Origin of the sequence: Spiroplasma endosymbiont of Apeira syringaria (genome assembly GCF_964020205.1) — a bacterium.
Classification (GTDB): Bacteria; Bacillota_I; Bacilli_A; order Mycoplasmatales; family VBWQ01; genus Spiroplasma_E; species Spiroplasma_E ixodetis_A.
Map to the genome: position 1 here is coordinate 964,684 of NZ_OZ026543.1, position 26,199 is coordinate 990,882.

Consider the following 26,199-nt stretch of genomic DNA (forward strand, 5'->3'; position numbering starts at 1 on the left):
ATTTATTTTAAATTACCGTTTTAAGTATAAAATAAAGAAAAATATTAAAAAAAATTAGTGATATTGTTACAAATAACATTCATTTCTTTAAAAACAAACAAGTTGCTAACAAATTTAATATTCTAATAATCTTTAAATTTAAAATCAATTAATAATTTCTCATTCTAATGTTTAGAAATTCATAAAATTAATATTATTAATTTTAACTTCAAGATTAAATATAATGTTATAATATTTTTATGTATTATTAAATTATACAAAAGAAAGAGGAATTAACTTATTATGAGTACAATTATTAAAAATGAAGAAAATGAATCAAATGTTCAACAATTTCAAGTTGGTGACATTATTACCGTAACTCCAACTGGAATAAAGGAATTTGGAGTTTTTTGTAAGTGTCCAAATGGATTTTCTGGTTTAATTCACATTAGTCGTATTACCCCTAAATTTGTTAAAAATGTTAGTGATTATTTTACAATTGGTACATCAGTTAAAGCAGAAATAACAGGTATTGATCATACTAAACAACAATTAAGTTTAAGTACAAAAGAACAAGGATTAGTGGCAAACAATAATTCTTCAATTGAAGAAAATGGTAAAGGATTTGCACCAATAAGAGAAACTGTTGATAATTGATTTAAAAAAGAAGAAAATAATTAAAATACTATTTTTCTTCCAAATAATAAAAAATATTGCCATTAAATAGCAATATTTTTTATTTTTTTCTTGCAATCTAAAATTTTTACAACTATATTTTTATTATAAATATTAAATAGTATTATTACGAATTAATATTTTAATTTTAAATACTATAAGGAGGTTATAGAATAGTGATAAAAACTAATTTAAAGTTTACTAATTTAGATATGAAAGAATTATCAACTTTATATCAAGAAAAAGTAACGGCGATTAACGCCGAACTGGAAAGTAATGCTAAAAATGAAGATGGTTGATTAGGATGAATTGATTTTCCATTTGCATACCAAAAAGACATTACTTTTCAAGAGTCTTGAAAGCGAATGAAAACTCTAGCATTGAAACTACAAAAAGAAATACAAGTTTTAGTAGTAATTGGTATTGGTGGATCATATTTAGGTGCTAGAGCAGGAATTGATATGGTGCAAGGTTTATTTAATAATACTGCTCCTGTTAAAGTAATTTATATGGGTAATAATATGAGTTCAACTTATGTTCACCAAGTTTTATCATATTTAAAAGATAAAGAATTTGCCATTAATGTTATTTCTAAATCAGGAACTACTACTGAACCAGCAATTGCCTTTCGTTTGTTAAAAGAACTATTAATTAAACAAAAGAAAAATAAGAATATTGTTAATAACAGAATTATCGCTACTACTGATAAAACAAGAGGAGTACTCCATGATTTGGCAAAAGAAGAAGGATATGAAAGCTTTGTTATCCCCGATAATATCGGTGGTAGATACTCTGTTTTAACTCCTGTTGGTATTTTTCCGATGATGGTAGCAGGAATTAACTGTGAAGAAATTATTGCTAGTGCACAATTAGCAGCAAAAGAATGTAAAAGTGATAAAATTGATGTTAATAATGCTTATTTATATGCAGTTTCTCGCTATCATTTACATAAAACTAATAATAAAGCAGTTGAAATTTTAGTAAGCTATGAATTACAAATGCAAATGTTATGTGAATGATGAAAACAATTATTTGGTGAATCAGAAGGTAAGGATGGCAAAGGATTATTACCAGCTAGTGTTGTTTTTTCAACTGATTTACATTCAATGGGCCAATTTATTCAAGAAGGTTCAAAAATGTTTTTTGAAACAGTAATAAAAATCAAAAAACCTAATGAAGATATCAAAATTCCACTTGATAAAGAAAACAATGATCAATTAAACTATTTAACAAAACATTCTTTACATGAAATTAATAATATTGCCTTACAAGGAACTATTGAAGCTCATAGTGATGAAATAGTAGGAAAAACTCCAAATATTTTATTAGAATGGGATACAATGGATAGCAAAATGTTTGGTTATGCTAGTTATTTCTTTATGAAGGCTTGTGCTGTTAGTGCAAAATTATTAGGTGTTGACCCATTTAACCAACCTGGTGTTGAAGTATACAAAAAGAAAATGTTTACATTATTAGGTAAAAAATAATTTCCTAATAATAAATTTAATAAAACATTAAAATATAGTTATATAAAAACCATTCTGAAAAGAATGGTTTTTATATAATTTACTTAGTTGTTTTTCACTTATTAATTTACAATATTATATTATGACATTTTTTTGCAAATAATAATCTAAATAAATGTAATTATAAGTTAAGTTGTATTTTAAATGATGGTAAATGATATATACCAGTACTAGTTGATGGTGCATTTATAAAATCAAATTGATTTATTTCATTTACCATTTTTTGTTCTTGTTCTTTAATTAAAAAACTTTCTACTATATGCTTAGTTATTTGTTCTTGAATAGAATATTGTGCTTTTTCTTCAGAAAAACCTTGATTAATACATTCAATAAAAATGAAAGATAATTTTTCATTTATTTCATTATTCTTAATAATCTCTTGATAAACATCATTAAATTCATTATTTAATAATTTTATATTTAATATTAATAAATCTTCATAACTCATATTTATAAAATTTAAATTAAATTCAAATTTTTCAAAAATATTTATTATTAATTGTTGATTTTCAAGTTCTTGATACTCACTTTCTGATTGGATTACTTTACTAGCCATCTTTTAATCTTCCTTTTCTAATATTTTAATTTAATAAAACCTAATATAGATTAATTTCTATATTAGTTATAAACATTTATTAAATTATTTTATTATTTTATCATAATTTCTATTCTAAATATAAAAATTATTAAATAATATGGATAAAATTTATTATTTATATAAATTTATTTTATTTAAAACTCTACTTTAATTAAATAACATCCTTAACAATAGTAATGCCATTTTTAAGCATTGAATATCATGCATATTGATTTAAAATATGAGCTGGATGCTCTGGTTGATCATAAGTATTTGTCATTGTCATTGGAACAATAACATTTACTTCTTTATTGTGCTGATTAAATCAAGTTTTACAACTAATAGCAAATTGATAAATACAAATATCAGTACAACAACCAACAATAATAATGTTATCCCATTGTAAATTTGGCTTAAAATCAAAAGCAAAAAAACCATTAGTACTATTTTTTTTAATAATCTTAATATTGTCAAATTTTAATTCTTCTACTAAATCTGATTCAATAGTATTTTCCAAACAATGACTAGGAAAATTATGGAATTCGGGACTATGTTCATTATGAGCATCATTAAAAGCAATAACTTTGGTTTCATTAGTATTTACTTTTGCTAATAAATTTTTAATTGGTTTAATAATTGAATTAATATTAGGTGAAAATAAATTTCCTTTTTTAGCAAAGCCATTAACCATATCAACAATAAATATAATATTATGACCTTTTAAAGTTTTAAAATCTAAATTAACTGTTTTATCCAAAGTTTTATTTATCATTTCAATAAATGAATCATTATTTTTCATTATTCACCTCTATTTTTTAAAAATTAATCTTTTAATAATAAATCAAATTATACTACAGCCAGAACAAATTGGCATTAAGAAAATAGTAAAAATAATTCCTACTTTTAAAAAGAAAATATCTACTGTTATTCCTTGACTACTTTGATAGGTTAAACTATCAATTACACCATTTATATAAATAAAATTAGGCTTTTCTCCCTTTATGTACTATTTTAATTTTATCACATAAATGCTGAGAAAAGCCTATCTACGGACTTCTCCCCACATTTTTAAATCAAACATAGAATTACAGTTTCAAAACTAGGTATCTTGTTGAATTTATATGCAGCTTCTTTAGCATATAAATGAACATGATGTTTTGCAACTTTGATATGTGTTTTAAAGGTTCTTCTTATATGTTTTCAAACTGATTCAATTTGGTTGGTATTTACACCAATTTTTGAAACATAGCCATCTTGATGGTTAACTGTTTCATGCTTAGTGAAAACTGATTTAAAATCGCAATATCCTTTTCAAGAATCAGTATATACAAGACATTTTGAAGAAATGTGGTTTTTTGCAAACTGCAAAAGATTTTTACTCTTTGCGTTTTTCAATACTTTCACAATTAAATTATTGGTTGTTTTTTGATAAATGCCAACAATCAAGGTTTTATTCACCAAGGATCTTCCTTGTTTTTTAAAACCCATATGTGAAAGATACATTTCATCAATTTGCACTGTACCTTCAACAATAAATTGAGGTTTTTGTTTTGCAATACGTGTTCTGATTTTATGAGTCATTCTTCAAGCAGTTTTCAAAGTCACTCCCAATTATTTTGCAATATCTGTTGATGGAATTCCATGTTTGGTGTTTATTCATCTAAAGATAAGATAAAACCAAGATGTTAAAGATGTTTGTGACCTTGAAAATATGGTGCCTGTGAGAATGCTAAATGTTTGATTAAATTTTAAACATCTCATTCTTTTTAAATCAGAAGTATTCAAATTAAAACTAAAACACCTAATACATTTGTTTTCTTTCAAATTTGCTATATATGCAAGACATTGCTGTTCAGTTTGAAAAGCATTGTTGAATTCATTCAGTTTCATTATTCCCTCCACAAGTACATGTGGGGAGAAGTCCGTAAAATTAAATCCATTAAAAATATCTATTTTAATACTTAATAACATAATTAACCATAATAATAAAAGGCTTTTCTCCCTTTATGTACTATTTTAATTTTATCACATAAATGCTGAGAAAAGCCTATCTACGGACTTCTCCCCACATTTTTAAATCAAACATAGAATTACAGTTTCAAAACTAGGTATCTTGTTGAATTTATATGCAGCTTCTTTAGCATATAAATGAACATGATGTTTTGCAACTTTGATATGTGTTTTAAATGTTCTTCTTATATGTTTTCAAACTGATTCAATTTGGTTGGTATTTACACCAATTTTTGAAACATAGCCATCTTGATGGTTAACTGTTTCATGCTTAGTGAAAACTGATTTAAAATCGCAATATCCTTTTCAAGAATCAGTATATACAAGACATTTTGAAGAAATGTGGTTTTTTGCAAACTGCAAAAGATTTTTACTCTTTGCGTTTTTCAATACTTTCACAATTAAATTATTGGTTGTTTTTTGATAAATGCCAACAATCAAGGTTTTATTCACCAAGGATCTTCCTTGTTTTTTAAAACCCATATGTGAAAGATACATTTCATCAATTTGCACTGTACCTTCAACAATAAATTGAGGTTTTTGTTTTTCAATACGTGTTCTGATTTTATGAGTCATTCTTCAAGCAGTTTTCAAAGTCACTCCCAATTCTTTTGCAATATCTGTTGATGGAATTCCATGTTTGGTGTTTATTCATCTAAAGATAAGATAAAACCAAGATGTTAAAGATGTTTGTGACCTTGAAAATATGGTGCCTGTGAGAATGCTAAATGTTTGATTACATTTTAAACATCTCATTCTTTTTAAATCAGAAGTATTCAAATTAAAATTAAAACACCTAATACATTTGTTTTCTTTCAAATTTGCTATATATGCAAGACATTGCTGTTCAGTTTGAAAAGCATTGTTGAATTCATTCAGTTTCATTATTCCCTCCACAAGTACATGTGGGGAGAAGTCCGTAATAAAAATATAAAACCAGAAAAAAATAAAATAGTAATTATTTTTTCATCAATTTTTAGTTATCATTATTATCACCTATTTTTTTTAATTATATCATTGTTATATTACTGCTATAAAATAAATAAAAAAATTCTTACTTTAATGTGAAAAATAAGAATTTTTTAAAATTAATAAATTGCTATTTTTACTTTTTTACTACTTTTAAATAACAACTGTATCCAAAAATAATAATACTTGTAAACAATAAGATTGGAGTAGCAATAACCGATAAGATTAATCCTGTTTGTAACTGTTCTGCTGTACCTGTTAAAGTTGCAGTTCCACCTAATGCAGCAACTGCAATTTTTAATTTATCAAAATAATCAGTTAATGACATAGTAACACCAAAATTAGTTATACTACCCTTAATAAAATCTCCAATAGTTCAAGGATGAGAATTTCTTAAAATTCAAAACCCATCATGACTTTCTGCCACTTTAGGTCCTAGAGGTTTAACTGTTCAAGATACTGTTCCAATTAAAATTAATCCTAAAATCATTACTATTAACATAGTTATAAATACGTAAAAACTAATTTTATCTAACTTTGATAATTTTTTTCAAATTTTTTGCATAAATTTTCTCTTTCTTTTAATATAAATATGGCTCAAAAAAATTGTAGCAAACTCTAAAAAAATATTATATTTAAAATATATAAAAACTGAAAATAGGTATAAAATAGTAATATTTAACATAAAATTACTTTTTTTGGTTTTTTCTCTTAAGTTTTCTTTTAAAAAATAATTAAAAATAAAATAATTTTACATTATCTTTAAAAAATAATTGTAAATGTGAAAAATATCTATTATAATGATTAAGGTTTTTTAAGAATAAATAATTCTAATAAAACAAAAAATAAGGAGTATTAGCTCAGCTGGGAGAGCAATTGCCTTACAAGCAATAGGTCGGCGGTTCAAGTCCGTCATACTCCACCATTTACCTGCTGATGTGGCTCAATCCGGCAGAGCAACGGTTTTGTAAACCGTAGGTTGCAGGTTCGATTCCTGTCATCAGCACCATTATTATTTATGGAGGGGTAGCAAAGTGGCCAACTGCACCTGGCTGTAAACCAGATCTCTTCGAGTTCGGGGGTTCGACTCCCTCCCCCTCCACCATATTACTTATTGGGGTGTAGCCAAGCGGTAAGGCAACGGCCTTTGACGCCGTCATGCGTTGGTTCAAATCCAACCACCTCAGCCATATATTTTATTAATTTGTCCTCGTAGCTCAGCGGTAGAGCACTCGGCTTTTAACCGAGGTGTCGCAAGTTCGATCCTTGCCGGGGACACCATTTGATGCCCAGGTGGTGAAATGGCAGACACGTCGGGCTTAAGATCCGATGACTTTTACAGGTTGTGCGAGTTCGAGTCTCGCTCTGGGCACCATTTTATATATTTATTAATGACGAAGAAGTATTCCTCATTTTTTATAAATAAGTAAACTATATTTTGCCCAGATGGCGAAATGGCAGACGCAGTAGACTCAAAATCTACCGAGAAATCATGCGGGTTCGAGTCCCGCTCTGGGCACCACTAATATTAAATTATTAGTATAAAAAGGTATTCTTTTAAGAATACCTTTTTATTTTTATAACATTAAATATTATTAAACTGATAATCGACGTTCTGAAGATCGTTGTTTAATAGGCAAACGTTCTTCAGAATTTAATGTTGCTATATTAAGTGGTTTAGGATCAGGTATTTCAACAACATGAGAAGTTGACATGACTGATTGTGTTTCCTCTCCATTATTAATTTTTTCTGGATTAAAAGATTTATTTAATAATGAAGTATTATCATCACTATCTTCAGAACTTGATGATGATGGCGAAGATGTACTGCTAGAAACATTTTCATAAGTATCTTCTTCATCAAAATTATTAACATCCGCACATCAATTTTCATATAATTCCATTCCAGTATTTATTAATAAACCAGTACCAACTGTTGCAAGACCAGCTATTGTTTCTCAAAAAGCAATTGATCTTTTTTTATAAAATGGTTGATCATCATCATTATTATTTGGATTACTTAATTCATGATATGCAAAAAGACTAACACCAGTAATTGCACTAGCAATAGTTATTGGTGCTAATAAACTTGCTGCTGTATTACCTATTTTTTGTCATATATTACGTTGTTGATTTATTACATTTTCTTCATTATTAGGTGCACAACATTCTGATATTTTTTTACTGATTGTCACTATGTGATTTAAACTTGAAGCTGCTGCTGCTGTAATAAAAGCATATGTAACAGGTAATGTATCTGGATTGGGTGTTGGTCAGTTAAGTCAAGCTACTGCTAGTGGTAATAATGGTGCTGTTGCAAAACTTACTCCTGTTAATAAATTATTAATCCTTACATTATTAATATTTCGATATCTTAATATTAAATTAGTTAACGAAATTTTTGAATTAACTGCGCCTTCCACCATAAAACATAATGCTGGTACTAGTGATAATACTCCATCTTGATATAATAAATAGTTACCCCCAGTTACCATTGAATTACCAATAGTAAGTAATACATCTCTTATAGTAGGTGCTACCCTATTTCTATTATTAGTTGATATTAAATCATTTGGTAATAATTGTTCTGTAGAAGAATAACTTCTTGCTGGTGATGAATCCATATTTTTCATCCTTTCTAAAAAATAATTTAAAGTAATAAAATTAATATAAAAACACCCATATTAAGAATTACAATCCTTAAATATGAGCTAAACTCTAGTCTTTATTTATTACTTCTTGTATTATAACCCTATATTAAATAAATGAAAGTAATATAATCATTAATATTAAAATTATGAAAAATAATTTTAAAAACTTAAATAATTAACGGACTTCTCCCCACATGTACTTGTGGAGGGAATAATGAAACTGAATGAATTCAACAATGCTTTTCAAACTGAACAGCAATGTCTTGCATATATAGCAAATTTGAAAGAAAACAAATGTATTAGGTGTTTTAATTTTAATTTGAATACTTCTGATTTAAAAAGAATGAGATGTTTAAAATGTAATCAAACATTTAGCATTCTCACAGGCACCATATTTTCAAGGTCACAAACATCTTTAACATCTTGGTTTTATCTTATCTTTAGATGAATAAACACCAAACATGGAATTCCATCAACATATATTGCAAAAGAATTGGGAGTGACTTTGAAAACTGCTTGAAGAATGACTCATAAAATCAGAACACGTATTGCAAAACAAAAACCTCAATTTATTGTTGAAGGTACAGTGCAAATTGATGAAATGTATCTTTCACATATGGGTTTTAAAAAACAAGGAAGATCCTTGGTGAATAAAACCTTGATTGTTGGCATTTATCAAAAAACAACCAATAATTTAATTGTGAAAGTATTGAAAAACGCAAAGAGTAAAAATATTTTGCAGTTTGCAAAAAACCACATTTCTTCAAAATGTCTTGTATATAATGATTCTTGAAAAGGATATTGCGATTTTAAATCAGTTTTCACTAAGCATGAAACAGTTAACCATCAAGATGGCTATGTTTCAAAAATTGGTGTAAATACCAACCAAATTGAATCAGTTTGAAAACATATAAGAAGAACATTTAAAACACATATCAAAGTTGCAAAACATCATGTTCATTTATATGCTAAAGAAGCTGCATATAAATTCAACAAGATACCTAGTTTTGAAACTGTAATTCTATGTTTGATTTAAAAATGTGGGGAGAAGTCCGTAGATAGGCTTTTCTCAGCATTTATGTGATAAAATTAAAATAGTACATAAAGGGAGAAAAGCCATAATTAAATTAATAACACTAAAAAATAAATTTTTATTATTTCCTTATATAAGGAAAAGTTTTATTTTTTATTAATCTTTTTTAAAATTTACTCAAAACCCTTGTTTTTGTCTTATTATTTATTTTTAATAATATCATTTTATTTAATAAAATAAAATTTTGATTTTCTATATATTTTTCAATACACATTATTAATAAATAACATCGCAAAATTTTATTTACTGAAATTGCTTTTAATAAAATATTTTTTTTGTATAATTAACTGTTATAAAGGAGGTCATTTATTAATATGAAAAAACAACGCTTAAATATCTCAAAATTAGGATTCTTACTTTCAGTAATGGGTTCGGCAGTAGGATTAGGTGGTATTTGAGGATTTACAACTCAAATGTATAACCATCATGGTGCTTTTCTAATCCCTTTTTTAATATGTATGGTAATTTGTGCAATACCAGTTTTATTTATTGAAATGACAATTGGTAATAAATATCGCAAAAATCATATTGAATTTTTTAGTGAGGTTGGAGGTAAAAAAGGTGCTTTTTTCTCTTGATTGCATTCAACAACCGTTATTTTACTAAGTACTTATTATAGTGTTTTAGTAGGATGAACTTTAATTAATATTATTATTAGTTTTACTTCTAATTTAAATAAAGGTTCTTATTTTTATCATAATATTTTACAAAAAACAAATGATCAAGATATTAGCAATTTAAATAGCCTAGGTAACTTAAATTGAATGATTTTACTTGCAACAATTGGTGTATGAATTATTTTGGGTATCATTCTATTAGGTGGTGTTGAAAAAGGAATTGAAAAAGCCAATAAAATTATGATTCCATTTTTATTTTTAATGATTATTATTTTAGCAATTTATACTAGTACATTATCGGGTGCTAAACTTGGATTAAATGTAATGTTTGATTTAGATGCTAAAGAATTATTAAATCCTGGATTATGAAAAGATGCTTTTGGTCAATCATTCTTTATGTTATCAACATGTACAGGAACCATTTATATTTATGCAGCTCATGCTCCCGAAAAACAAGATAGTACTAATCAAGCTTTTGTAGTAGCCTTTGGTACTAGCGTTATTGGTATATTAACAACAATTATTGTTTTTAATTCAATAGGTGCAATTGCTCAAAATCAAGGTAAAACTGATATTAAAGATGTATTTCAAGCAGGTCCTGCTTTGATTTTCCAAGTAATACCAAAATTATTTGCTATTATTAATAATCAAGTTCCTATTTTAGGAAATATTTTAGCAATATTATTTTTTGTTACACTTTTCTTTGCGGGTATGTCCTCACTAATTGGTCAAGTTGAATCAATGGTAAATGGTCTAGAATATGAAATTCATTTAAAGCGCAAACAAGCATTAGCAATATCATTATTAGGAGCAATGGCAGTATCAGTATTATTTACCTTTAGTAATTCACCAGCGCTGTTTAATGGGCTAGCAATCTGAGTAGCACAAATTTGATTACTAATAATTGGGTTTATTTTATTAATTGGTATTAGTCCATATGGCTGAAAATTATATGATACATTAAAATTATATAATAATGAAAATTCATGAATGAAATGAACAAAAGGATATAAAATAGTAATTTTAATTATCGCACCAATTTTAATTTTAATTAATATTGCTACTGGTATCTATGATTTTATTATTAATATTATCAATGCTAATTTTGTCTATGGTACAGTTGGTCTAACACTTGGTGTTGGATTAGTTTTACTTTTAACTTTTATCTTAACTTATCATAAAAATATTCATAATGGTTTTAATAAATTATTTAAAATAAAAACAAAAACTGAAAGAGGTTAAAAAACATGGATGTTGGAGCAATTATTTTAATGGTAATTTCTTTAGTAAGTATTATTGGTCTTTTTATTTTCTTTGTCATAATGGATTTTAAAAGTCATAAAAAACAAAAAAGAAAAGAAAATAACAAAGAATAATATTTTTTAAAATATTTTAGTATACTTATTATTAAATGGTGAGTGAAATGGAAAAAAATAAATTAAAACAAATTTTATTAATTAGCAAAATAACTTTAACAATTGCTTCTTTATTTTTATTTTTAGTTTGACTAATGTTTATGACTAATAATTTTTTTCCTAAATCTCAAAACTCATTTGTTGCCAAAATTATGAATAATTCAATTCAAATTATGATTTGACCAATTACTAGTATAATTCTATTTATTTTTATTATGCCAATATGAGTTACTAATAAAAAAGAAATTTTATTATTATTTTTAACATTGTCACTAATTATCACAATATTGTGTTCAACTTTTCTTTTCAGTTTAAATATTAATAAATTCTGAATTATATGATTAATTGCTCATTTTTTTGCTATAGCTTCAATTATTTTTGTATTTTTTTCTTTTTTCTTTAAAGAAAAACTTCTTTTATTTAAAAAGAAAAAAAATAAACATATTGAAAAAAAGATTAAAAAATAATTTTTTTTAACTTGTTTATCAAAAGTAGTTGACTTTAATTTTAGTAATATGATATAAATACATGGTGGTTAACATAACTGCGGGTGTCGTATAATGGTATTATTACAGCCTTCCAAGCTGAAGACGTGGGTTCGATTCCCATCACCCGCTCCATTATAAAATAAAAAAAGGCGTATTAATTACGGCTTTTATTATTTTATAATGGTTTATATTTTAGGACCTTTTTTAGTTTGTAGTACTACTGCTGTTTCTTCATCACTAGAATTACTGCAAGCACATTTATTAACTATTTCTGCTCATGAATTTACTGGATACATAACTAAAGACATTCCATTAGTTCTTTCTGGTAATGATTCTAAATATTTTATTTTATTATTTGTGCATTCTTCTAAATTAATTTTCATTAGTTATCCCCTACTTCTTTTAAAATTCGACTATTAAAAGCATCTGCTAAGAACTTATAAACTTTTACTTCAGAAATATTTTTTAAATCATAACAATTAATGATATCAGTTAATTTTAAAATCACATCATGATATTTTATAAAATAAGTTTTATTTTCAACATTTGCTCACTTTTCTAAATTCATTGCATAATAAATTATTCCATCTCTATAAAATTGTGATTTCATATTTCTCACTCCTTTAAACGATATAATAAAACAAAAAACCTAATTTAAATACAAAAATTTAAACGAGGTCTATAAAAAAACCAAAATATTTTGTTCCAAAGTTCCTTTAAAACTTTAATACAATTGTAACTCATTTACAAGAAATTCCAAGTAAAATCAATAAAAAAAATTAATAACTTAAAATTAATATAAAGAGATAAATAAAGATTGCAAATGCAATCTTTATTTATAATTGTCCTGAAATTGTTTTTAAAACAAAATTTTTTATATTCACTGATTGGAAATTCAGTTTTATTTATTAAATCACTCACTTGTTTTTGTCATTTTTTAACTAAGTTTTTCATCTCTACATAGTCAGGTGTAACAATAGAAACAAAAATAATCATTTGTTTCATAATTTGTAACTCAACCTCACAATGTTTCTTATTGACTAATCTGGCGTCTCAAGCATAAGCAAGAACTGTTCTATTGCTTACTGCTACTTTAATTAATTTGTTTTAGTTTTATCTTTAGGAATTTCTTTTAATCTTTTTTTTCCTTTTCTTTAAAACTTTAATTTAATAAAAATCCTAACATAGAAATATATCTATATTAGGACTGAACAGTTATTAAATTATGAATATATAATAACATAAAAAATAATACTTTTGATTAAAATTATAATTAACACTTATATAAGTATTAATATTTAATTTCCTATACATGTATTTTTTATAAATAATTAAATTATAAAACTTCTAAGGAAATAACTATTTCTAATTAAACAATAGTTATCTAATACAAGAATAAATGAAAAATATCTATATTAAATATAGATACTATGATATAATTTTTCTAAAATTAATATAAGTTTTTACCTATTTACTTTTATTTTAAAGTAAATAGGTTTTTAATTTAAAAAAGGAGATATTTAGAAGTGCTATATAGTAAAAAAACAGAAAATCTTATAACAGAAAAAGAAAAACAAGTTTTTAAAGAAAAAACAACAACAAATTCAAGAAAAATTAAACCACAATTACCAATAACAACATCTCTTGCTGAAATATTACTAAATAATAATGAAAAGCTTGTTGGTACTATTACTAGTGATCAGTATCTTAATAAAGATAACAAACAAGTACCATTATATAAAGTAATTAAAACTTCAGAACCAAATAAAAAATAAACATTAAAGTGGAATGGCAACCCGAGGCTTTTTAATAATCTGTGTATCTTTGTTTTATAAAGTACTAGTTTAGATTAATTCTATCTTCAAATTTTATCATAAAATGAGCAATTGCTGTATTTCAATTTTGAATAGGCAATGTTCATTTTTTTGTTATATTTTCAATTGCCAAGTAAAATATTTTGAAAACTGCCATATCATTAGGAAAAACTTTTTTATTTCTGATGATTTTTGGTAATTGACTATTAACAGATTCAATAGCATTTGTAGTATAAATCACTCTTTTGATTTCTACTGGATAACTAATAAAAACCATTAAATTATCTCAATTTTTATATCAAGATTTAGTAATTTGAGGATATTGTTTATTTCATTTACTTTCAAACGATTCTAAAGCTTGCATTGCTTGTTCTTCACTACATGCACTATAAATTGGTTTTAAATATGCAACTAGACCTTTTCGATGTTTGTATGAAACATATTTTAAACTATTTCTAATTTGATGAACAATGCATAATTGATGTTCTGTTTTAGGATAAACTGATTGTATTGCTTCTGACATGCCTGTTAAATTATCACTACAAGCAATAAGAATATCATTTAAGCCACGATTTTTCATTTCTGTGAAATTAGATAATCAAAACTTAGAACCTTCATTTTCACTAATTCATAATCCTAAAACATCTTTTTTGCCTTCTAAATCAACTCCTAATGCTATATAAACTGATTTGTTAATAATCCGTTTATCTTGTCGTACTTTAACTACTATACAATCAAAATAAACAATAGGATAAATACTTTCTAATGGTCGATTTTGTCATGCTTTAACATCATCAATAACATCATCAGTAATTTGACTAATAACACTTTCACTAATATCAGCACCATGATATAACTCTTGCAACTGCATTCTAATGTCAGATAATGTCATTCCTTTTGCATACAAGGAAAGAACTTGTTGATCAAAACCATCAAATCTTCTTTGCCTTTTAGGAACTATTACAGGAGTAAAATTACTATTGCGATCTCTTGGTACATCAATTTCAATTTTACCTTGTTGAGTTATTAATTTTTTTGAACTTGTACCATTACGAGCATTTTCAGTAGTACTATGTTGATTTTTTTCATATCCTAAATAATTTTGCATTTCAGAATTCAACATTTTTTCAACTAATCTTTTTGTTAATTCTTTATATAAACCGCCAGGTTTAAAAACTGTTGTTAAATCTTCAGTATTTTCTAGTAATAAATCTACTGCTTTTGATATTGGATCATTATTATTAAAGTTATCTTTTTTAGCCATCTGTAACTCACTCTTTCTAGTCATTTAATTATATTTACTAGAATTAATTAAACATAGTTATTTTTGTAAGTTACACAGATTACTAAACATTTCCGGCAACCCTTTTTAGGACTATTTTTTGGTAGACATTTGTTTTTGATAATTAACTGGAGTTAAGTAGTTTAAAGTGCCGTGAATTCTTATGTTGTTATATCAATTGATGTAATCAAATAATTATAATTTTAATTGGATTAATGATGTAAAATTTTTATCATTAATAAATTCGGTTTTGAAAGTTTTAAAGGTTGCTTCAGCAACAGCGTTATCATAAGGACAACCTTTTTTGCTTAAAGAGCGATTAATATTGAATGCTAGTAAAAGTTTATCAATAATTTTATTATTAAATTCATTACCGCGATCACTATGAAATATTTGACGGACTTCTCCCCACATGTACTTGTGGAGGGAATAATGAAACTGAATGAATTCAACAATGCTTTTCAAACTGAACAGCAATGTCTTGCATATATAGCAAATTTGAAAGAAAACAAATGTATTAGGTGTTTTAGTTTTAATTTGAATACTTCTGATTTAAAAAGAATGAGATGTTTAAAATGTAATCAAACATTTAGCATTCTCACAGGCACCATATTTTCAAGGTCACAAACATCTTTAACATCTTGGTTTTATCTTATCTTTAGATGAATAAACACCAAACATGGAATTCCATCAACATATATTGCAAAAGAATTGGGAGTGACTTTGAAAACTGCTTGAAGAATGACTCATAAAATCAGAACACGTATTGCAAAACAAAAACCTCAATTTATTGTTGAAGGTACAGTGCAAATTGATGAAATGTATCTTTCACATATGGGTTTTAAAAAACAAGGAAGATCCTTGGTGAATAAAACCTTGATTGTTGGCATTTATCAAAAAACAACCAATAATTTAATTGTGAAAGTATTGAAAAACGCAAAGAGTAAAAATCTTTTGCAGTTTGCAAAAAACCACATTTCTTCAAAATGTCTTGTATATACTGATTCTTGAAAAGGATATTGCGATTTTAAATCAGTTTTCACTAAGCATGAAACAGTTAACCATCAAGATGGCTATGTTTCAAAAATTGGTGTAAATACCAACCAAATTGAATCAGTTTGAAAACATATAAGAAGAACATTTAAAACACATATCAAAGTTGCAAAACATCATGTTCATTTATATGCTAAAGAAGCTGCATATAAATTCAACAAGATACCTAGTTTTGAAACTGTAATTCTATGTTTGATTTAAAAATGTGGGGAGAAGTCCGTAGATAGGCTTTTCTCAGCATTTATGTGATAAAATTAAAATAGTACATAAAGGGAGAAAAGCCATATTTGAATATCTTTTAAACAGCGATTTGAGTGCATAAATGCTTGATATACTAATGATGCATCTTTTTTAGTACCTACACTATGTCCAATTATTTCGCGGTTAAATAGGTCAATTAATAAACAAATATAGTTTCACTTACCATTTACTTGAACATAAGTTAAATCACTAACAATAACTTCATTTTTAACTCTATTATTAAAGTTTCTATTAACAAGATTGGTTATTTGACTATTATTGACTTTATTATGATAATTTTTGAATGATAATTTAGTGTATTTTGATATTAAATTATGTTTATTCATAATTTCTTTAATTTTTCGTCTTGATAAATAAATTTCTTGGTTTTCTAGAATGACTTTTAATCTTCTAGTACCATAAACTTCTTTATTTTTTTTAAAAGCACTAATAACAGCTTGTTCATAAATATTATTTTGAATTTTATTTTTTTTCTTTAAATTAAAATAATATGTTGATTTAGAGAGTTTTAAAAAATGACACATTGTGCGAATTTTATATTTAGATTTATTATTTGCAATAATCTCTACTTTCTGCCTATTATTAGTGCTGCTTGCTTTAAAATATCATTTTCCATTCTTAATTGTTTTAATTCTTTTCTTAATTTAATTATTTCATTTTCTTCAACAGAACGATTATCTTTAGTTTTAAAACTACCTGAATTAGTAAATTGCTTAATTCAATTGTAAGTAGCTGCTCTTGTAACATTATATTCTTTAACAAGGCAAGATACTGATTTGCCACTTTGATATAAAGCTACTATTTGTTTTTTAAATTCATCGGTATATGAGTTAATATTGTCCATAATTATAGTTCCTTTCTTTGTTCACTTGTCTACGTAATTAGTGTCCAATAAAGTGTAACCCATCCAGTCCAATAAAGTGTAACCCATCCAAAGCAATAAATTCTATTAAAAACGACAAACAACCAATAACAATTCTAAATAAAACCAATTCACAATCAATATAAAAATAAAATAAAATTATTAAAGATTGAAATTGAAATTTTTATCGGACTTCTCCCCACATGTACTTGTGGAGGGAATAATGAAACTGAATGAATTCAACAATGCTTTTCAAACTGAACAGCAATGTCTTGCATATATAGCAAATTTGAAAGAAAACAAATGTATTAGGTGTTTTAATTTTAATTTGAATACTTCTGATTTAAAAAGAATGAGATGTTTAAAATGTAATCAAACATTTAGCTGGAATGGCAACCTTTTTTAGGACTATTTTTTGGTAGACATTTGTTTTTGATAATTAACTGGAGTTAAGTAGTTTAAAGTGCTGTGAATTCTTATGTTGTTATATCAATTGATGTAATCAAATAATTCTAATTTTAATTGGATTAATGATGTAAAATTTTTATCATTAATAAATTCGGTTTTGAAAGTTTTAAAGGTTGCTTCAGCAACAGCGTTATCATAAGGACAACCTTTTTTGCTTAAAGAGCGATTAATATTGAATGCTAGTAAAAGTTTATCAATAATTTTATTATTAAATTCATTACCGCGATCACTATGAAATATTTGAATATCTTTTAAACAGCGATTTGAGTGCATAAATGCTTGATATACTAATGATGCATCTTTTTTAGTACCTACACTATGTCCAATTATTTCGCGGTTAAATAGGTCAATTAATAAACAAATATAGTTTCACTTACCATTTACTTGAACATAAGTTAAATCACTAACAATAACTTCATTTTTAACTCTATTATTAAAGTTTCTATCAACAAGATTGTTTATTGGACTATCGTTAACTTTGTTATTATGATTTTTGTATGATAATTTAGTGTATTTTGATATTAAATTATGTTTATTCATAATTTCTTTAATTTTTCGTCTTGATAAATAAATTTCTTGGTTTTCTAGAATGACTTTTAATCTTCTAGTACCATAAACTTCTTTATTTTCTTTAAAAGCACTAATAACAGCTTCATCATAAATATTATTTTTGATTTTATTTTCTTTTTTCTTTAAATTAAAATAATATGTTGATTTAGAGATTTTTAAAAAATGACACATTGTGCGAATTTTATATTTAACTTTATTTTTGACAATAATTTCTATTTTCTGCCTATTATTAGTGCTGCTTGCTTTAAAATATCATTTTCCATTCTTAATTGTTTTAATTCTTTTCTTAATTTAATTAATTCATTTTCTTCAACAGAACGATTATCTTTAGTTTTAAAACTACCTGAATTAGTAAATTGCTTAATTCAATTGTAAGTAGCTGCTCTTGTAACATTATATTCTTTAGCAAGGCAAGATACTGATTTGCCACTTTGATATAAAGCTACTATTTGTTTTTTAAATTCATCGGTATATGAGTTAATATTGGCCATAATTATAGTTCCTTTCTTTGTTCACTTGTCTACGTAATTAGTGTCCAATAAAGTGTAACCCATCCAGTTTTAATTCTTTTCTTAATTTAATTAATTCATTTTCTTCAAAAGAACGATTATCTTTAGTTTTAAAACTACCTGAATTAGTAAATTGCTTAATTCAATTGTAAGTAGCTGCTCTTGTAACATTATATTCTTTAGCAAGGCAAGATACTGATTTGCCACTTTGATATAAAGCTACTATTTGTTTTTTAAATTCATCGGTATATGAGTTAATATTGGCCATAATTATAGTTCCTTTCTTTGTTCACTTGTCTACGTAATTAGTGTCCAATAAAGTGTAACCCATCCATAGCATTCTCACAGGCACCATATTTTCAAGGTCACAAACATCTTTAACATCTTGGTTTTATCTTATCTTTAGATGAATAAACACCAAACATGGAATTCCATCAACAGATATTGCAAAAGAATTGGGAGTGACTTTGAAAACTGCTTGAAGAATGACTCATAAAATCAGAACACGTATTGCAAAACAAAAACCTCAATTTATTGTTGAAGGTACAGTGCAAATTGATGAAATGTATCTTTCACATATGGGTTTTAAAAAACAAGGAAGATCCTTGGTGAATAAAACCTTGATTGTTGGCATTTATCAAAAAACAACCAATAATTTAATTGTGAAAGTATTGAAAAACGCAAAGAGTAAAAATCTTTTGCAGTTTGCAAAAAACCACATTTCTTCAAAATGTCTTGTATATACTGATTATTGAAAAGGATATTGCGATTTTAAATCAGTTTTCACTAAGCATGAAACAGTTAACCATCAAGATGGCTATGTTTCAAAGAGGCTTTTTAATAATCTGTGTATCTTTGTTTTACAAAGTTACTAATTTAGATTAATTCTGTCTTCAAATTTTATCATAAAATGAGCAATTGCTGTATTTCAATTTTGAATAGGCAATGTTCATTTTTTTGTTATATTTTCAATTGCCAAGTAAAATATTTTGAAAACTGCCATATCATTAGGAAAAACTTTTTTATTTCTGATGATTTTTCGTAATTGACTATTAACAGATTCAATAGCATTTGTAGTATAAATCACTCTTTTGATTTCTACTGGATAACTAATAAAAACCATTAAATTATCTCAATTTTTATATCAAGATTTAGTAATTTGAGGATATTGTTTATTTCATTTACTTTCAAACGATTCTAAAGCTTGCATTGCTTGTTCTTCACTACATGCACTATAAATTGGTTTTAAATCTGCAAATAGACCTTTTCGATGTTTGTATGAAACATATTTTAAACTATTTCTAATTTGATGAACAATGCATAATTGATGTTCTGTTTTAGGATAAACTGATTGTATTGCTTCTGACATGCCTGTTAAATTATCACTACAAGCAATAAGAATATCATTTAAGCCACGATTTTTCATTTCTGTGAAATTAGATAATCAAAACTTAGAACCTTCATTTTCACTAATTCATAATCCTAAAACATCTTTTTTGCCTTCTAAATCAACTCCTAATGCTATATAAACTGATTTGTTAATAATCCGTTTATCTTGTCGTACTTTAACTACTATACAATCAAAATAAACAATAGGATAAATACTTTCTAATGGTCGATTTTGTCATGCTTTAACATCATCAATAACATCATCAGTAATTTGACTAATAACACTTTCACTAATATCAGCACCATGATATAACTCTTGCAACTGCATTCTAATGTCAGATAATGTCATTCCTTTTGCATACAAGGAAAGAACTTGTTGATCAAAACCATCAAATCTTCTTTGCCTTTTAGGAACTATTACAGGATTAAAATTACTATTGCGATCTCTTGGTACATCAATTTCAATTTTACCTTGTTGAGTTATTAATTTTTTTGAACTTGTACCATTACGAGCATTTTCAGTAGTAGTATGTTGATTTTTTTCATATCCTAAATAATTTTGCATTTCAGAATTCAACATTTTTTCAACTAATCTTTTTGTTAATTCTTTATATAAACCGCCAGGTTTAAAAACTGTTGTTAAATCTTCAGTATTTTCTAGTAATAAATCTACTGCTTTTGATATTGGATCATTATTATTAAAGTTATCTTTTTTAGCCATCTGTAACTCACTCTTTCTAGTCATTTAATTATATTTACTAGAATTAATTAAACATAGTTATTTTTGTAAGTTACACAGATTACTAAACATTTCCGTTTCAAAAATTGGTGTAAATACCAACCAAATTGAATCAGTTTGAAAACATATAAGAAGAACATTTAAAACACATATCAAAGTTGCAAAACATCATGTTCATTTATATGCTAAAGAAGCTGCATATAAATTCAACAAGATACCTAGTTTTGAAACTGTAATTCTATGTTTGATTTAAAAATGTGGGGAGAAGTCCGTAGATAGGCTTTTCTCAGCATTTATGTGATAAAATTAAAATAGTACATAAAGGGAGAAAAGCCATTTTTAATAATTTTATTTTTTATTATCGGACTTCTCCCCACATGTACTTGTGGAGGGAATAATGAAACTGAATGAATTCAAAAATGCTTTTCAAACTGAACAGCAATGTCTTGCATATATAGCAAATTTGAAAGAAAACAAATTTATTAGGTGTTTTAATTTTAATTTGAATACTTCTGATTTAAAAAGAATGAGATGTTTAAAATGTAATCAAACATTTAGCATTCTCACAGGCACCATATTTTCAAGGTCACAAACATCTTTAACATCTTGGTTTTATCTTATCTTTAGATGAATAAACACCAAACATGGAATTCCATCAACAGATATTGCAAAAGAATTGGGAGTGACTTTGAAAACTGCTTGAAGAATGACTCATAAAATCAGAACACGTATTGCAAAACAAAAACCTCAATTTATTGTTGAAGGTACAGTGCAAATTGATGAAATGTATCTTTCACATATGGGTTTTAAAAAACAAGGAAGATCCTTGGTGAATAAAACCTTGATTGTTGGCATTTATCAAAAAACAACCAATAATTTAATTGTGAAAGTATTGAAAAACGCAAAGAGTAAAAATCTTTTGCAGTTTGCAAAAAACCACATTTCTTCAAAATGTCTTGTATATACTGATTCTTGAAAAGGATATTGCGATTTTAAATCAGTTTTCACTAAGCATGAAACAGTTAACCATCAAGATGGCTATGTTTCAAAAATTGGTGTAAATACCAACCAAATTGAATCAGTTTGAAAACATATAAGAAGAACATTTAAAACACATATCAAAGTTGCAAAACATCATGTTCATTTATATGCTAAAGAAGCTGCATATAAATTCAACAAGATACCTAGTTTTGAAACTGTAATTCTATGTTTGATTTAAAAATGTGGGGAGAAGTCCGTAGATAGGCTTTTCTCAGCATTTATGTGATAAAATTAAAATAGTACATAAAGGGAGAAAAGCCTTTATTATTTAATTAAAAGTTTATGTTTAGATTAACTACTAAAATTTATTTTCTTCTTATTTTATAGTATGATTTACCTATAAACTTAATTTTTTATTATAAAGGAGAAATAATAATGAATGTACTAAAAACATATGAGATTTGAAAAAAGCAAAACTTACCACAACACTTAAAAAAACAATTAACTACAATGTCTAAAAGTGAAATTGAAGATGCTTTTACTACAACTTTAGAATTTGGTACAGCTGGCATGCGTGGTATTACTGGAGTTGGTACCGGCAGAATTAATGAAATTATTATTATGAAAGCAACTGTCGCATTTATTCAATATTTAAAATCTGCTTTTTCTGAAAAAGACTTACTTCGTGGTGTTATTATTGCTCATGATAATCGTCACTTTTCAGCAGAATTTACAATGTTAACAGCAAAAACTTTAGCCAAACATAAAATTCCTATTTTTTTATTTAAAAATAATGATTTAAGACCAACACCAGTACTTTCATATAGTATTAGAAAAGTTAATGCTCTTGCTGGAATTGTTATTACGGCCAGTCATAATCCTCCTGAATATAATGGTTATAAAATTTATGATCAATATGGCTGTCAATTTCTTCCTAATGTTACCAATATAATTAGCAATAAAATGGAACAATTGCCTGATGATTTTCAATTAACATTCGATTATGATACTAACCTAATTAAAGAAGTGCCTTCAACAGTAGAAGATAATTATCGTGATGATATTAAAAATTTACAGTTTTATCCACAAGTTAAAAATCGTAACTTTAAAATTGTATTTTCTAATCTACACGGTACTAGTCGTGAATGAGTTAAACCAATTTTAGAACAATGCGGTTATGAAATTATTTTAGTAACAGAGCAAGCTAACTATGATCCTGATTTTAAAGGTGTGGTGTCGCCCAATCCCGAAGTAAAACCAACATTTGATTTAGCAATTAAACACGCTAAAAAACATGATGCACCATTAATTATTTTAAATGATCCTGATGCTGATCGCATTGGTATTGCTGTAAAACATAATAATGATTATGTATTATTAACAGGTAATGAAACAGCACCAATTTTATTAGAATATTTATTAAGCCATTATCAACTTAATAAAACAATGCCAAAAAATCCCGTTATGTACAATACATTTGTTACTTCCAATTTATCTGATATGATTGCTAAATCATACGGATGTCAAGTCATTAAAACGTTAACTGGCTTTAAATGAATTGGTGCAGAAATGCTAAAAGAAAAAGCACGTAACATTAACTTTGTTTTTGGTTTTGAAGAAGCATATGGTTATGTTATTAAAGATATTACTCGTGACAAAGATGGTATTCAATCAGCAATAGTAGCAGCAGAAGCGGCTTGATATTATCAAAATTCACAAAAAACATTAGTTGATGTTTTAGAAAATATTTATCAAAAATTTGGATATTATTACTGTTATACTGTTAATCTTATTTTAAAAGGAAAAACAGGACAAAATACTATTAATAATATGTTAGAAACATTAAGAACTAGTAAAATACCAACGCTTAATAATATTAAAACAATTAAAGTTGAAGATTATCAAACTGGTTTACATGGAATGCCATCGCAAAATTTACTAAAATTTTACTTCAGGGATGGTTCATGATTTGCTGTTAGACCTAGTGGAACTGAGCCAAAAATTAAATTCTATTTTGTTTGTGTTGATAAAACCATTAATTATGCACAATTAAAAATGAGAAAAATGTATGAAGAATTAGCTATCAAACATCTAAATATCAAAGATATAAAATGATAGAAAGGAACTAAAAAATGACTGTAATTAAAGATATTAAACCTAATAATGTTTTAAGTTTAGTAGTAATTATTAATCGAGTAATTCAAGGTGTTGCTTCTAACAATACTAATTATTTAAACTTACAATTACAAGATAAAACTGGGACAATTTCAGCAAGAATTTGAGACGTAAGCAAAGAAACTATTGAACAATTAACAATAGGACAAGTAATTAAAATTGAAGCAAATAGCATTAATTATAATAATGAAATACAACTAAAAATTAATAATTGAACTATTATTACTAATCCTAGTGAATATTATGATTTATTACTTACACAAGCACCAATTAATATTATTGAAGCATGAACTGAAATTAGTCAAACAATAAAGGAATTTAAAAATCCAATTTTAAAAAAAGTATTAATCCAATGTTTTAATAAAAAAAATATTGATGATTATAAAAAATGACCAGCAGCAGTTAAAATGCATCATGCTGTTCAAAGCGGTTTATTATGACACTCAGTAACAATGCTAAGAATGGCAAAACAAGTAGTAGCACTTTATAATGATCGTAATATTAATAGTGAACTATTATATGCAGGAATCATTATCCATGATTATGGAAAAATGGTTGAATTAAATAATAATCCTATTAGTTCATATACACTATCAGGTAAAATGATTGGTCATATTTCATTAGGTGCAATGCAAGTTACACTTGCTTGTAAGGAATTAAATATTAACTTAGAGGAAGAAATCGTAGTTTTATTACAGCATCTAATATTAGCTAGTCATGGTAAATATGAATATGGCTCACCTGTCTTACCAAAAACAATAGAAGCTGAAATTTTACATCATTTAGATAACTTAGATGCAAAAATCTATGCAATTGATGAAGCGTTGGTTAATATTAATATTGGTGAATCAACTGCTCGTATTGCAAGTATTGAAAATAGAATGTTTTATAAACATCAAAATTTAAAGGAAAATAATAAAAAAGTTTAAATAATAAATTTTAATAAATTAATTAACGGACTTCTCCCCACATGTACTTGTGGAGGGAATAATGAAACTGAATGAATTCAAAAATGCTTTTCAAACTGAACAGCAATGTCTTGCATATATAGCAAATTTGAAAGAAAACAAATGTATTAGGTGTTTTAGTTTTAATTTGAATACTTCTGATTTAAAAAGAATGAGATGTTTAAAATGTAATCAAACATTTAGCATTCTCACAGGCACCATATTTTCAAGGTCACAAACATCTTTAACATCTTGGTTTTATCTTATCTTTAGATGAATAAACACCAAACATGGAATTCCATCAACAGATATTGCAAAAGAATTGGGAGTGACTTTGAAAACTGCTTGAAGAATGACTCATAAAATCAGAACACGTATTGCAAAACAAAAACCTCAATTTATTGTTGAAGGTACAGTGCAAATTGATGAAATGTATCTTTCACATATGGGTTTTAAAAAACAAGGAAGATCCTTGGTGAATAAAACCTTGATTGTTGGCATTTATCAAAAAACAACCAATAATTTAATTGTGAAAGTATTGAAAAACGCAAAGAGTAAAAATCTTTTGCAGTTTGCAAAAAACCACATTTCTTCAAAATGTCTTGTATATAATGATTCTTGAAAAGGATATTGCGATTTTAAATCAGTTTTCACTAAGCATGAAACAGTTAACCATCAAGATGGCTATGTTTCAAAAATTGGTGTAAATACCAACCAAATTGAATCAGTTTGAAAACATATAAGAAGAACATTTAAAACACATATCAAAGTTGCAAAACATCATGTTCATTTATATGCTAAAGAAGCTGCATATAAATTCAACAAGATACCTAGTTTTGAAACTGTAATTCTATGTTTGATTTAAAAATGTGGGGAGAAGTCCGTAGATAGGCTTTTCTCAGCATTTATGTGATAAAATTAAAATAGTACATAAAGGGAGAAAAGCCTTAATTAATTTATATTTATTTTTATAGGGTAAAAATAACCAGTTTCTGTATTACCATAAAAAATCAATACATTTGCTTCTTTATCTGTTTCTTTATCTTTAAATCAATCATTAGGTACTGGCTCTTTATTTTTATCATAAATTTCATTTTCATTTCTAAGCTTATTAAAATCAATTTTTTCTTTATAAATACCTTTTAATAA

Annotated in this window: 33 protein-coding genes, 8 tRNA genes and 1 pseudogene; 24 read left to right on the plus strand and 18 right to left on the minus strand. The window is 26.0% G+C overall.

Features of this window, described 5'->3' with window-relative positions:
* The first annotated feature begins 282 nt into the window (after positions 1–282).
* Together AACL02_RS05865 and AACL02_RS05870 are read left to right on the plus strand one after the other, a co-directional pair.
* Positions 283–660, plus strand: coding sequence for a S1 RNA-binding domain-containing protein (locus AACL02_RS05865; RefSeq protein WP_281748327.1), 378 nt, complete (start codon positions 283–285; stop codon positions 658–660).
* Between the two features lie 170 nt (positions 661–830).
* A complete protein-coding gene (locus AACL02_RS05870) occupies positions 831–2,141 on the plus strand; it encodes a glucose-6-phosphate isomerase (protein ID WP_339043376.1) in 1,311 nt (436 codons plus the stop codon).
* Between the two features lie 160 nt (positions 2,142–2,301).
* Here AACL02_RS05870 and AACL02_RS05875 read toward each other — a convergent pair whose 3' ends face one another.
* The 4 genes from AACL02_RS05875 to AACL02_RS05890 all read right to left on the minus strand — a co-directional run bounded on the left by AACL02_RS05875 (position 2,302) and on the right by AACL02_RS05890 (position 4,647).
* On the minus strand, positions 2,302–2,736 hold the full coding sequence (locus AACL02_RS05875) for a hypothetical protein (protein ID WP_338974693.1): 435 nt from the start codon (positions 2,734–2,736) through the stop codon (positions 2,302–2,304).
* Positions 2,737–2,929: 193 nt separating this feature from the next.
* On the minus strand, positions 2,930–3,556 hold the full coding sequence (locus AACL02_RS05880; protein ID WP_339043378.1) for an isochorismatase family cysteine hydrolase: 627 nt from the start codon (positions 3,554–3,556) through the stop codon (positions 2,930–2,932).
* 269 nt (positions 3,557–3,825) lie between these two features.
* A complete protein-coding gene (locus AACL02_RS05885; protein ID WP_281748497.1) occupies positions 3,826–4,362 on the minus strand; it encodes an IS1595 family transposase in 537 nt (178 codons plus the stop codon).
* A gap of 6 nt (positions 4,363–4,368) precedes the next feature.
* Positions 4,369–4,647 (minus strand): hypothetical protein, encoded by a 279-nt coding sequence (locus tag AACL02_RS05890; protein ID WP_339043380.1) that lies wholly within the window; start codon positions 4,645–4,647, stop codon positions 4,369–4,371.
* Between AACL02_RS05890 and AACL02_RS05895 the strand changes: the two genes are divergently transcribed.
* Positions 4,628–4,777, plus strand: a complete 150-nt coding sequence (locus AACL02_RS05895) for a hypothetical protein (RefSeq protein ID WP_339043382.1) — start codon at positions 4,628–4,630, stop codon at positions 4,775–4,777. The two genes, AACL02_RS05890 and AACL02_RS05895, sit on opposite strands and share 20 nt — an antisense overlap.
* 53 nt (positions 4,778–4,830) lie before the next feature.
* Here AACL02_RS05895 and AACL02_RS05900 read toward each other — a convergent pair whose 3' ends face one another.
* Positions 4,831–5,523, minus strand: coding sequence for an IS1595 family transposase (locus AACL02_RS05900; RefSeq protein ID WP_339043631.1), 693 nt, complete (start codon positions 5,521–5,523; stop codon positions 4,831–4,833).
* A 147-nt stretch (positions 5,524–5,670) separates the two neighbouring features.
* On the opposite strand from AACL02_RS05900, the gene AACL02_RS05905 reads away from it, so the two are divergent.
* Positions 5,671–5,853, plus strand: a complete 183-nt coding sequence (locus AACL02_RS05905) for a hypothetical protein (protein ID WP_339043384.1) — start codon at positions 5,671–5,673, stop codon at positions 5,851–5,853.
* Between the two features lie 19 nt (positions 5,854–5,872).
* On the opposite strand, the gene AACL02_RS05910 is transcribed toward AACL02_RS05905, so the two are convergent.
* On the minus strand, positions 5,873–6,421 hold the full coding sequence (locus AACL02_RS05910) for a hypothetical protein (RefSeq protein ID WP_339043386.1): 549 nt from the start codon (positions 6,419–6,421) through the stop codon (positions 5,873–5,875).
* Between the two features lie 164 nt (positions 6,422–6,585).
* On the opposite strand from AACL02_RS05910, the gene AACL02_RS05915 reads away from it, so the two are divergent.
* From AACL02_RS05915 to AACL02_RS05945, 7 genes are all read left to right on the plus strand, one after another.
* Positions 6,586–6,661, plus strand: a tRNA-Val gene (locus tag AACL02_RS05915).
* Between the two features lie 7 nt (positions 6,662–6,668).
* Positions 6,669–6,745 (plus strand) — tRNA-Thr (locus AACL02_RS05920).
* An 11-nt stretch (positions 6,746–6,756) separates the two neighbouring features.
* Positions 6,757–6,841, plus strand: a tRNA-Tyr gene (locus tag AACL02_RS05925).
* Positions 6,842–6,851: 10 nt separating this feature from the next.
* A tRNA-Gln gene (locus tag AACL02_RS05930) sits at positions 6,852–6,926 on the plus strand.
* 16 nt (positions 6,927–6,942) lie between these two features.
* Positions 6,943–7,017: transfer RNA gene (locus AACL02_RS05935), tRNA-Lys, on the plus strand.
* 6 nt (positions 7,018–7,023) lie between these two features.
* Positions 7,024–7,111, plus strand: a tRNA-Leu gene (locus AACL02_RS05940).
* 65 nt (positions 7,112–7,176) lie between these two features.
* A tRNA-Leu gene (locus AACL02_RS05945) sits at positions 7,177–7,258 on the plus strand.
* Between the two features lie 73 nt (positions 7,259–7,331).
* On the opposite strand, the gene AACL02_RS05950 is transcribed toward AACL02_RS05945, so the two are convergent.
* Complete coding sequence (locus AACL02_RS05950; RefSeq protein ID WP_339043388.1) at positions 7,332–8,360, minus strand: hypothetical protein; 1,029 nt, start codon at positions 8,358–8,360, stop codon at positions 7,332–7,334.
* Positions 8,361–8,607: 247 nt separating this feature from the next.
* Here AACL02_RS05950 and AACL02_RS05955 point away from each other — a divergent pair, with 247 nt between their 5' ends.
* The 5 genes from AACL02_RS05955 (at position 8,608) to AACL02_RS05975 (ending at position 12,132) form a co-directional block, all read left to right on the plus strand.
* Positions 8,608–9,423 (plus strand): IS1595 family transposase, encoded by an 816-nt coding sequence (locus tag AACL02_RS05955; protein WP_339043633.1) that lies wholly within the window; start codon positions 8,608–8,610, stop codon positions 9,421–9,423.
* Between the two features lie 371 nt (positions 9,424–9,794).
* Positions 9,795–11,339 carry a sodium-dependent transporter gene (locus tag AACL02_RS05960; protein ID WP_339043390.1) on the plus strand — a complete coding sequence of 515 codons (1,545 nt, stop codon included), beginning with the start codon at positions 9,795–9,797 and terminating at the stop codon, positions 11,337–11,339.
* Positions 11,340–11,344: 5 nt separating this feature from the next.
* Positions 11,345–11,473 (plus strand): hypothetical protein, encoded by a 129-nt coding sequence (locus tag AACL02_RS05965; protein ID WP_281749467.1) that lies wholly within the window; start codon positions 11,345–11,347, stop codon positions 11,471–11,473.
* Positions 11,474–11,520: 47 nt separating this feature from the next.
* The gene (locus AACL02_RS05970; protein ID WP_339043393.1) at positions 11,521–11,979 is read left to right on the plus strand and encodes a hypothetical protein; all 459 of its coding nucleotides are present in this window, start codon (positions 11,521–11,523) and stop codon (positions 11,977–11,979) included.
* A gap of 79 nt (positions 11,980–12,058) precedes the next feature.
* Positions 12,059–12,132 (plus strand) — tRNA-Gly (locus tag AACL02_RS05975).
* Positions 12,133–12,185: 53 nt separating this feature from the next.
* Here AACL02_RS05975 and AACL02_RS05980 read toward each other — a convergent pair.
* Both AACL02_RS05980 and AACL02_RS05985 read right to left on the minus strand, forming a co-directional pair.
* Positions 12,186–12,383, minus strand: a complete 198-nt coding sequence (locus AACL02_RS05980; RefSeq protein ID WP_281749520.1) for a hypothetical protein — start codon at positions 12,381–12,383, stop codon at positions 12,186–12,188.
* Positions 12,383–12,610 carry a hypothetical protein gene (locus AACL02_RS05985; RefSeq protein ID WP_174481002.1) on the minus strand — a complete coding sequence of 76 codons (228 nt, stop codon included), beginning with the start codon at positions 12,608–12,610 and terminating at the stop codon, positions 12,383–12,385. Before AACL02_RS05985 ends, AACL02_RS05980 begins: the two co-directional genes overlap by 1 nt.
* Positions 12,611–13,526: 916 nt before the next feature.
* Between AACL02_RS05985 and AACL02_RS05990 the strand changes: the two genes are divergently transcribed.
* The gene (locus AACL02_RS05990; RefSeq protein WP_339043395.1) at positions 13,527–13,775 is read left to right on the plus strand and encodes a hypothetical protein; all 249 of its coding nucleotides are present in this window, start codon (positions 13,527–13,529) and stop codon (positions 13,773–13,775) included.
* Between the two features lie 64 nt (positions 13,776–13,839).
* Here AACL02_RS05990 and AACL02_RS05995 read toward each other — a convergent pair whose 3' ends face one another.
* Complete coding sequence (locus AACL02_RS05995; protein WP_339043635.1) at positions 13,840–15,078, minus strand: IS256 family transposase; 1,239 nt, start codon at positions 15,076–15,078, stop codon at positions 13,840–13,842.
* 111 nt (positions 15,079–15,189) lie between these two features.
* Positions 15,190–15,492 (minus strand): annotated as a pseudogene (locus AACL02_RS06000) (IS3 family transposase); the annotation flags it as partial.
* A 36-nt stretch (positions 15,493–15,528) separates the two neighbouring features.
* Here AACL02_RS06000 and AACL02_RS06005 point away from each other — a divergent pair.
* Positions 15,529–16,350 (plus strand): IS1595 family transposase, encoded by an 822-nt coding sequence (locus tag AACL02_RS06005; RefSeq protein ID WP_339043397.1) that lies wholly within the window; start codon positions 15,529–15,531, stop codon positions 16,348–16,350.
* A 53-nt stretch (positions 16,351–16,403) separates the two neighbouring features.
* Here AACL02_RS06005 and AACL02_RS06010 read toward each other — a convergent pair whose 3' ends face one another.
* The 3 genes from AACL02_RS06010 to AACL02_RS06020 all read right to left on the minus strand — a co-directional run bounded on the left by AACL02_RS06010 (position 16,404) and on the right by AACL02_RS06020 (position 17,550).
* The gene (locus AACL02_RS06010) at positions 16,404–16,934 is read right to left on the minus strand and encodes an IS3 family transposase (RefSeq protein WP_339043399.1); all 531 of its coding nucleotides are present in this window, start codon (positions 16,932–16,934) and stop codon (positions 16,404–16,406) included.
* A gap of 41 nt (positions 16,935–16,975) precedes the next feature.
* A complete protein-coding gene (locus AACL02_RS06015) occupies positions 16,976–17,254 on the minus strand; it encodes a transposase (protein WP_339043401.1) in 279 nt (92 codons plus the stop codon).
* 134 nt (positions 17,255–17,388) lie between these two features.
* Positions 17,389–17,550, minus strand: coding sequence for a hypothetical protein (locus AACL02_RS06020; RefSeq protein ID WP_339043403.1), 162 nt, complete (start codon positions 17,548–17,550; stop codon positions 17,389–17,391).
* Here AACL02_RS06020 and AACL02_RS06025 point away from each other — a divergent pair.
* Positions 17,496–17,678, plus strand: a complete 183-nt coding sequence (locus AACL02_RS06025; protein WP_339043405.1) for a hypothetical protein — start codon at positions 17,496–17,498, stop codon at positions 17,676–17,678. The genes AACL02_RS06020 and AACL02_RS06025 overlap by 55 nt on opposite strands.
* Positions 17,679–17,680: 2 nt before the next feature.
* On the opposite strand, the gene AACL02_RS06030 is transcribed toward AACL02_RS06025, so the two are convergent.
* Both AACL02_RS06030 and AACL02_RS06035 read right to left on the minus strand, forming a co-directional pair.
* Positions 17,681–18,801 (minus strand): IS3 family transposase gene (locus tag AACL02_RS06030; RefSeq protein ID WP_339040217.1). Its coding sequence is split into 2 segments (ribosomal slippage): positions 17,681–18,558 and positions 18,558–18,801, totalling 1,122 coding nucleotides; the frame shifts between segments, so codons are not numbered across the junction.
* Positions 18,802–18,838: 37 nt separating this feature from the next.
* Positions 18,839–19,087 carry a transposase gene (locus AACL02_RS06035; protein ID WP_339043175.1) on the minus strand — a complete coding sequence of 83 codons (249 nt, stop codon included), beginning with the start codon at positions 19,085–19,087 and terminating at the stop codon, positions 18,839–18,841.
* Positions 19,088–19,280: 193 nt separating this feature from the next.
* Here AACL02_RS06035 and AACL02_RS06040 point away from each other — a divergent pair, with 193 nt between their 5' ends.
* Complete coding sequence (locus AACL02_RS06040; protein ID WP_339043407.1) at positions 19,281–19,694, plus strand: IS1595 family transposase; 414 nt, start codon at positions 19,281–19,283, stop codon at positions 19,692–19,694.
* Here AACL02_RS06040 and AACL02_RS06045 read toward each other — a convergent pair.
* Both AACL02_RS06045 and AACL02_RS06050 read right to left on the minus strand, forming a co-directional pair.
* A complete protein-coding gene (locus tag AACL02_RS06045; RefSeq protein WP_339043637.1) occupies positions 19,691–20,929 on the minus strand; it encodes an IS256 family transposase in 1,239 nt (412 codons plus the stop codon). The two genes, AACL02_RS06040 and AACL02_RS06045, sit on opposite strands and share 4 nt — an antisense overlap.
* A gap of 311 nt (positions 20,930–21,240) precedes the next feature.
* Positions 21,241–21,399 (minus strand): hypothetical protein, encoded by a 159-nt coding sequence (locus AACL02_RS06050; RefSeq protein WP_339043409.1) that lies wholly within the window; start codon positions 21,397–21,399, stop codon positions 21,241–21,243.
* On the opposite strand from AACL02_RS06050, the gene AACL02_RS06055 reads away from it, so the two are divergent.
* The 4 genes from AACL02_RS06055 to AACL02_RS06070 all read left to right on the plus strand — a co-directional run bounded on the left by AACL02_RS06055 (position 21,345) and on the right by AACL02_RS06070 (position 25,915).
* Positions 21,345–22,166 (plus strand): IS1595 family transposase, encoded by an 822-nt coding sequence (locus AACL02_RS06055; RefSeq protein WP_339043411.1) that lies wholly within the window; start codon positions 21,345–21,347, stop codon positions 22,164–22,166. The genes AACL02_RS06050 and AACL02_RS06055 overlap by 55 nt on opposite strands.
* A gap of 197 nt (positions 22,167–22,363) precedes the next feature.
* Complete coding sequence (locus AACL02_RS06060; protein WP_339043413.1) at positions 22,364–24,046, plus strand: phospho-sugar mutase; 1,683 nt, start codon at positions 22,364–22,366, stop codon at positions 24,044–24,046.
* A gap of 14 nt (positions 24,047–24,060) precedes the next feature.
* Positions 24,061–25,032, plus strand: a complete 972-nt coding sequence (locus AACL02_RS06065) for a 3'-5' exoribonuclease YhaM family protein (protein ID WP_339043415.1) — start codon at positions 24,061–24,063, stop codon at positions 25,030–25,032.
* 61 nt (positions 25,033–25,093) lie between these two features.
* Positions 25,094–25,915, plus strand: a complete 822-nt coding sequence (locus AACL02_RS06070) for an IS1595 family transposase (RefSeq protein WP_339043417.1) — start codon at positions 25,094–25,096, stop codon at positions 25,913–25,915.
* The last annotated feature ends 284 nt before the right edge of the window (positions 25,916–26,199 follow it).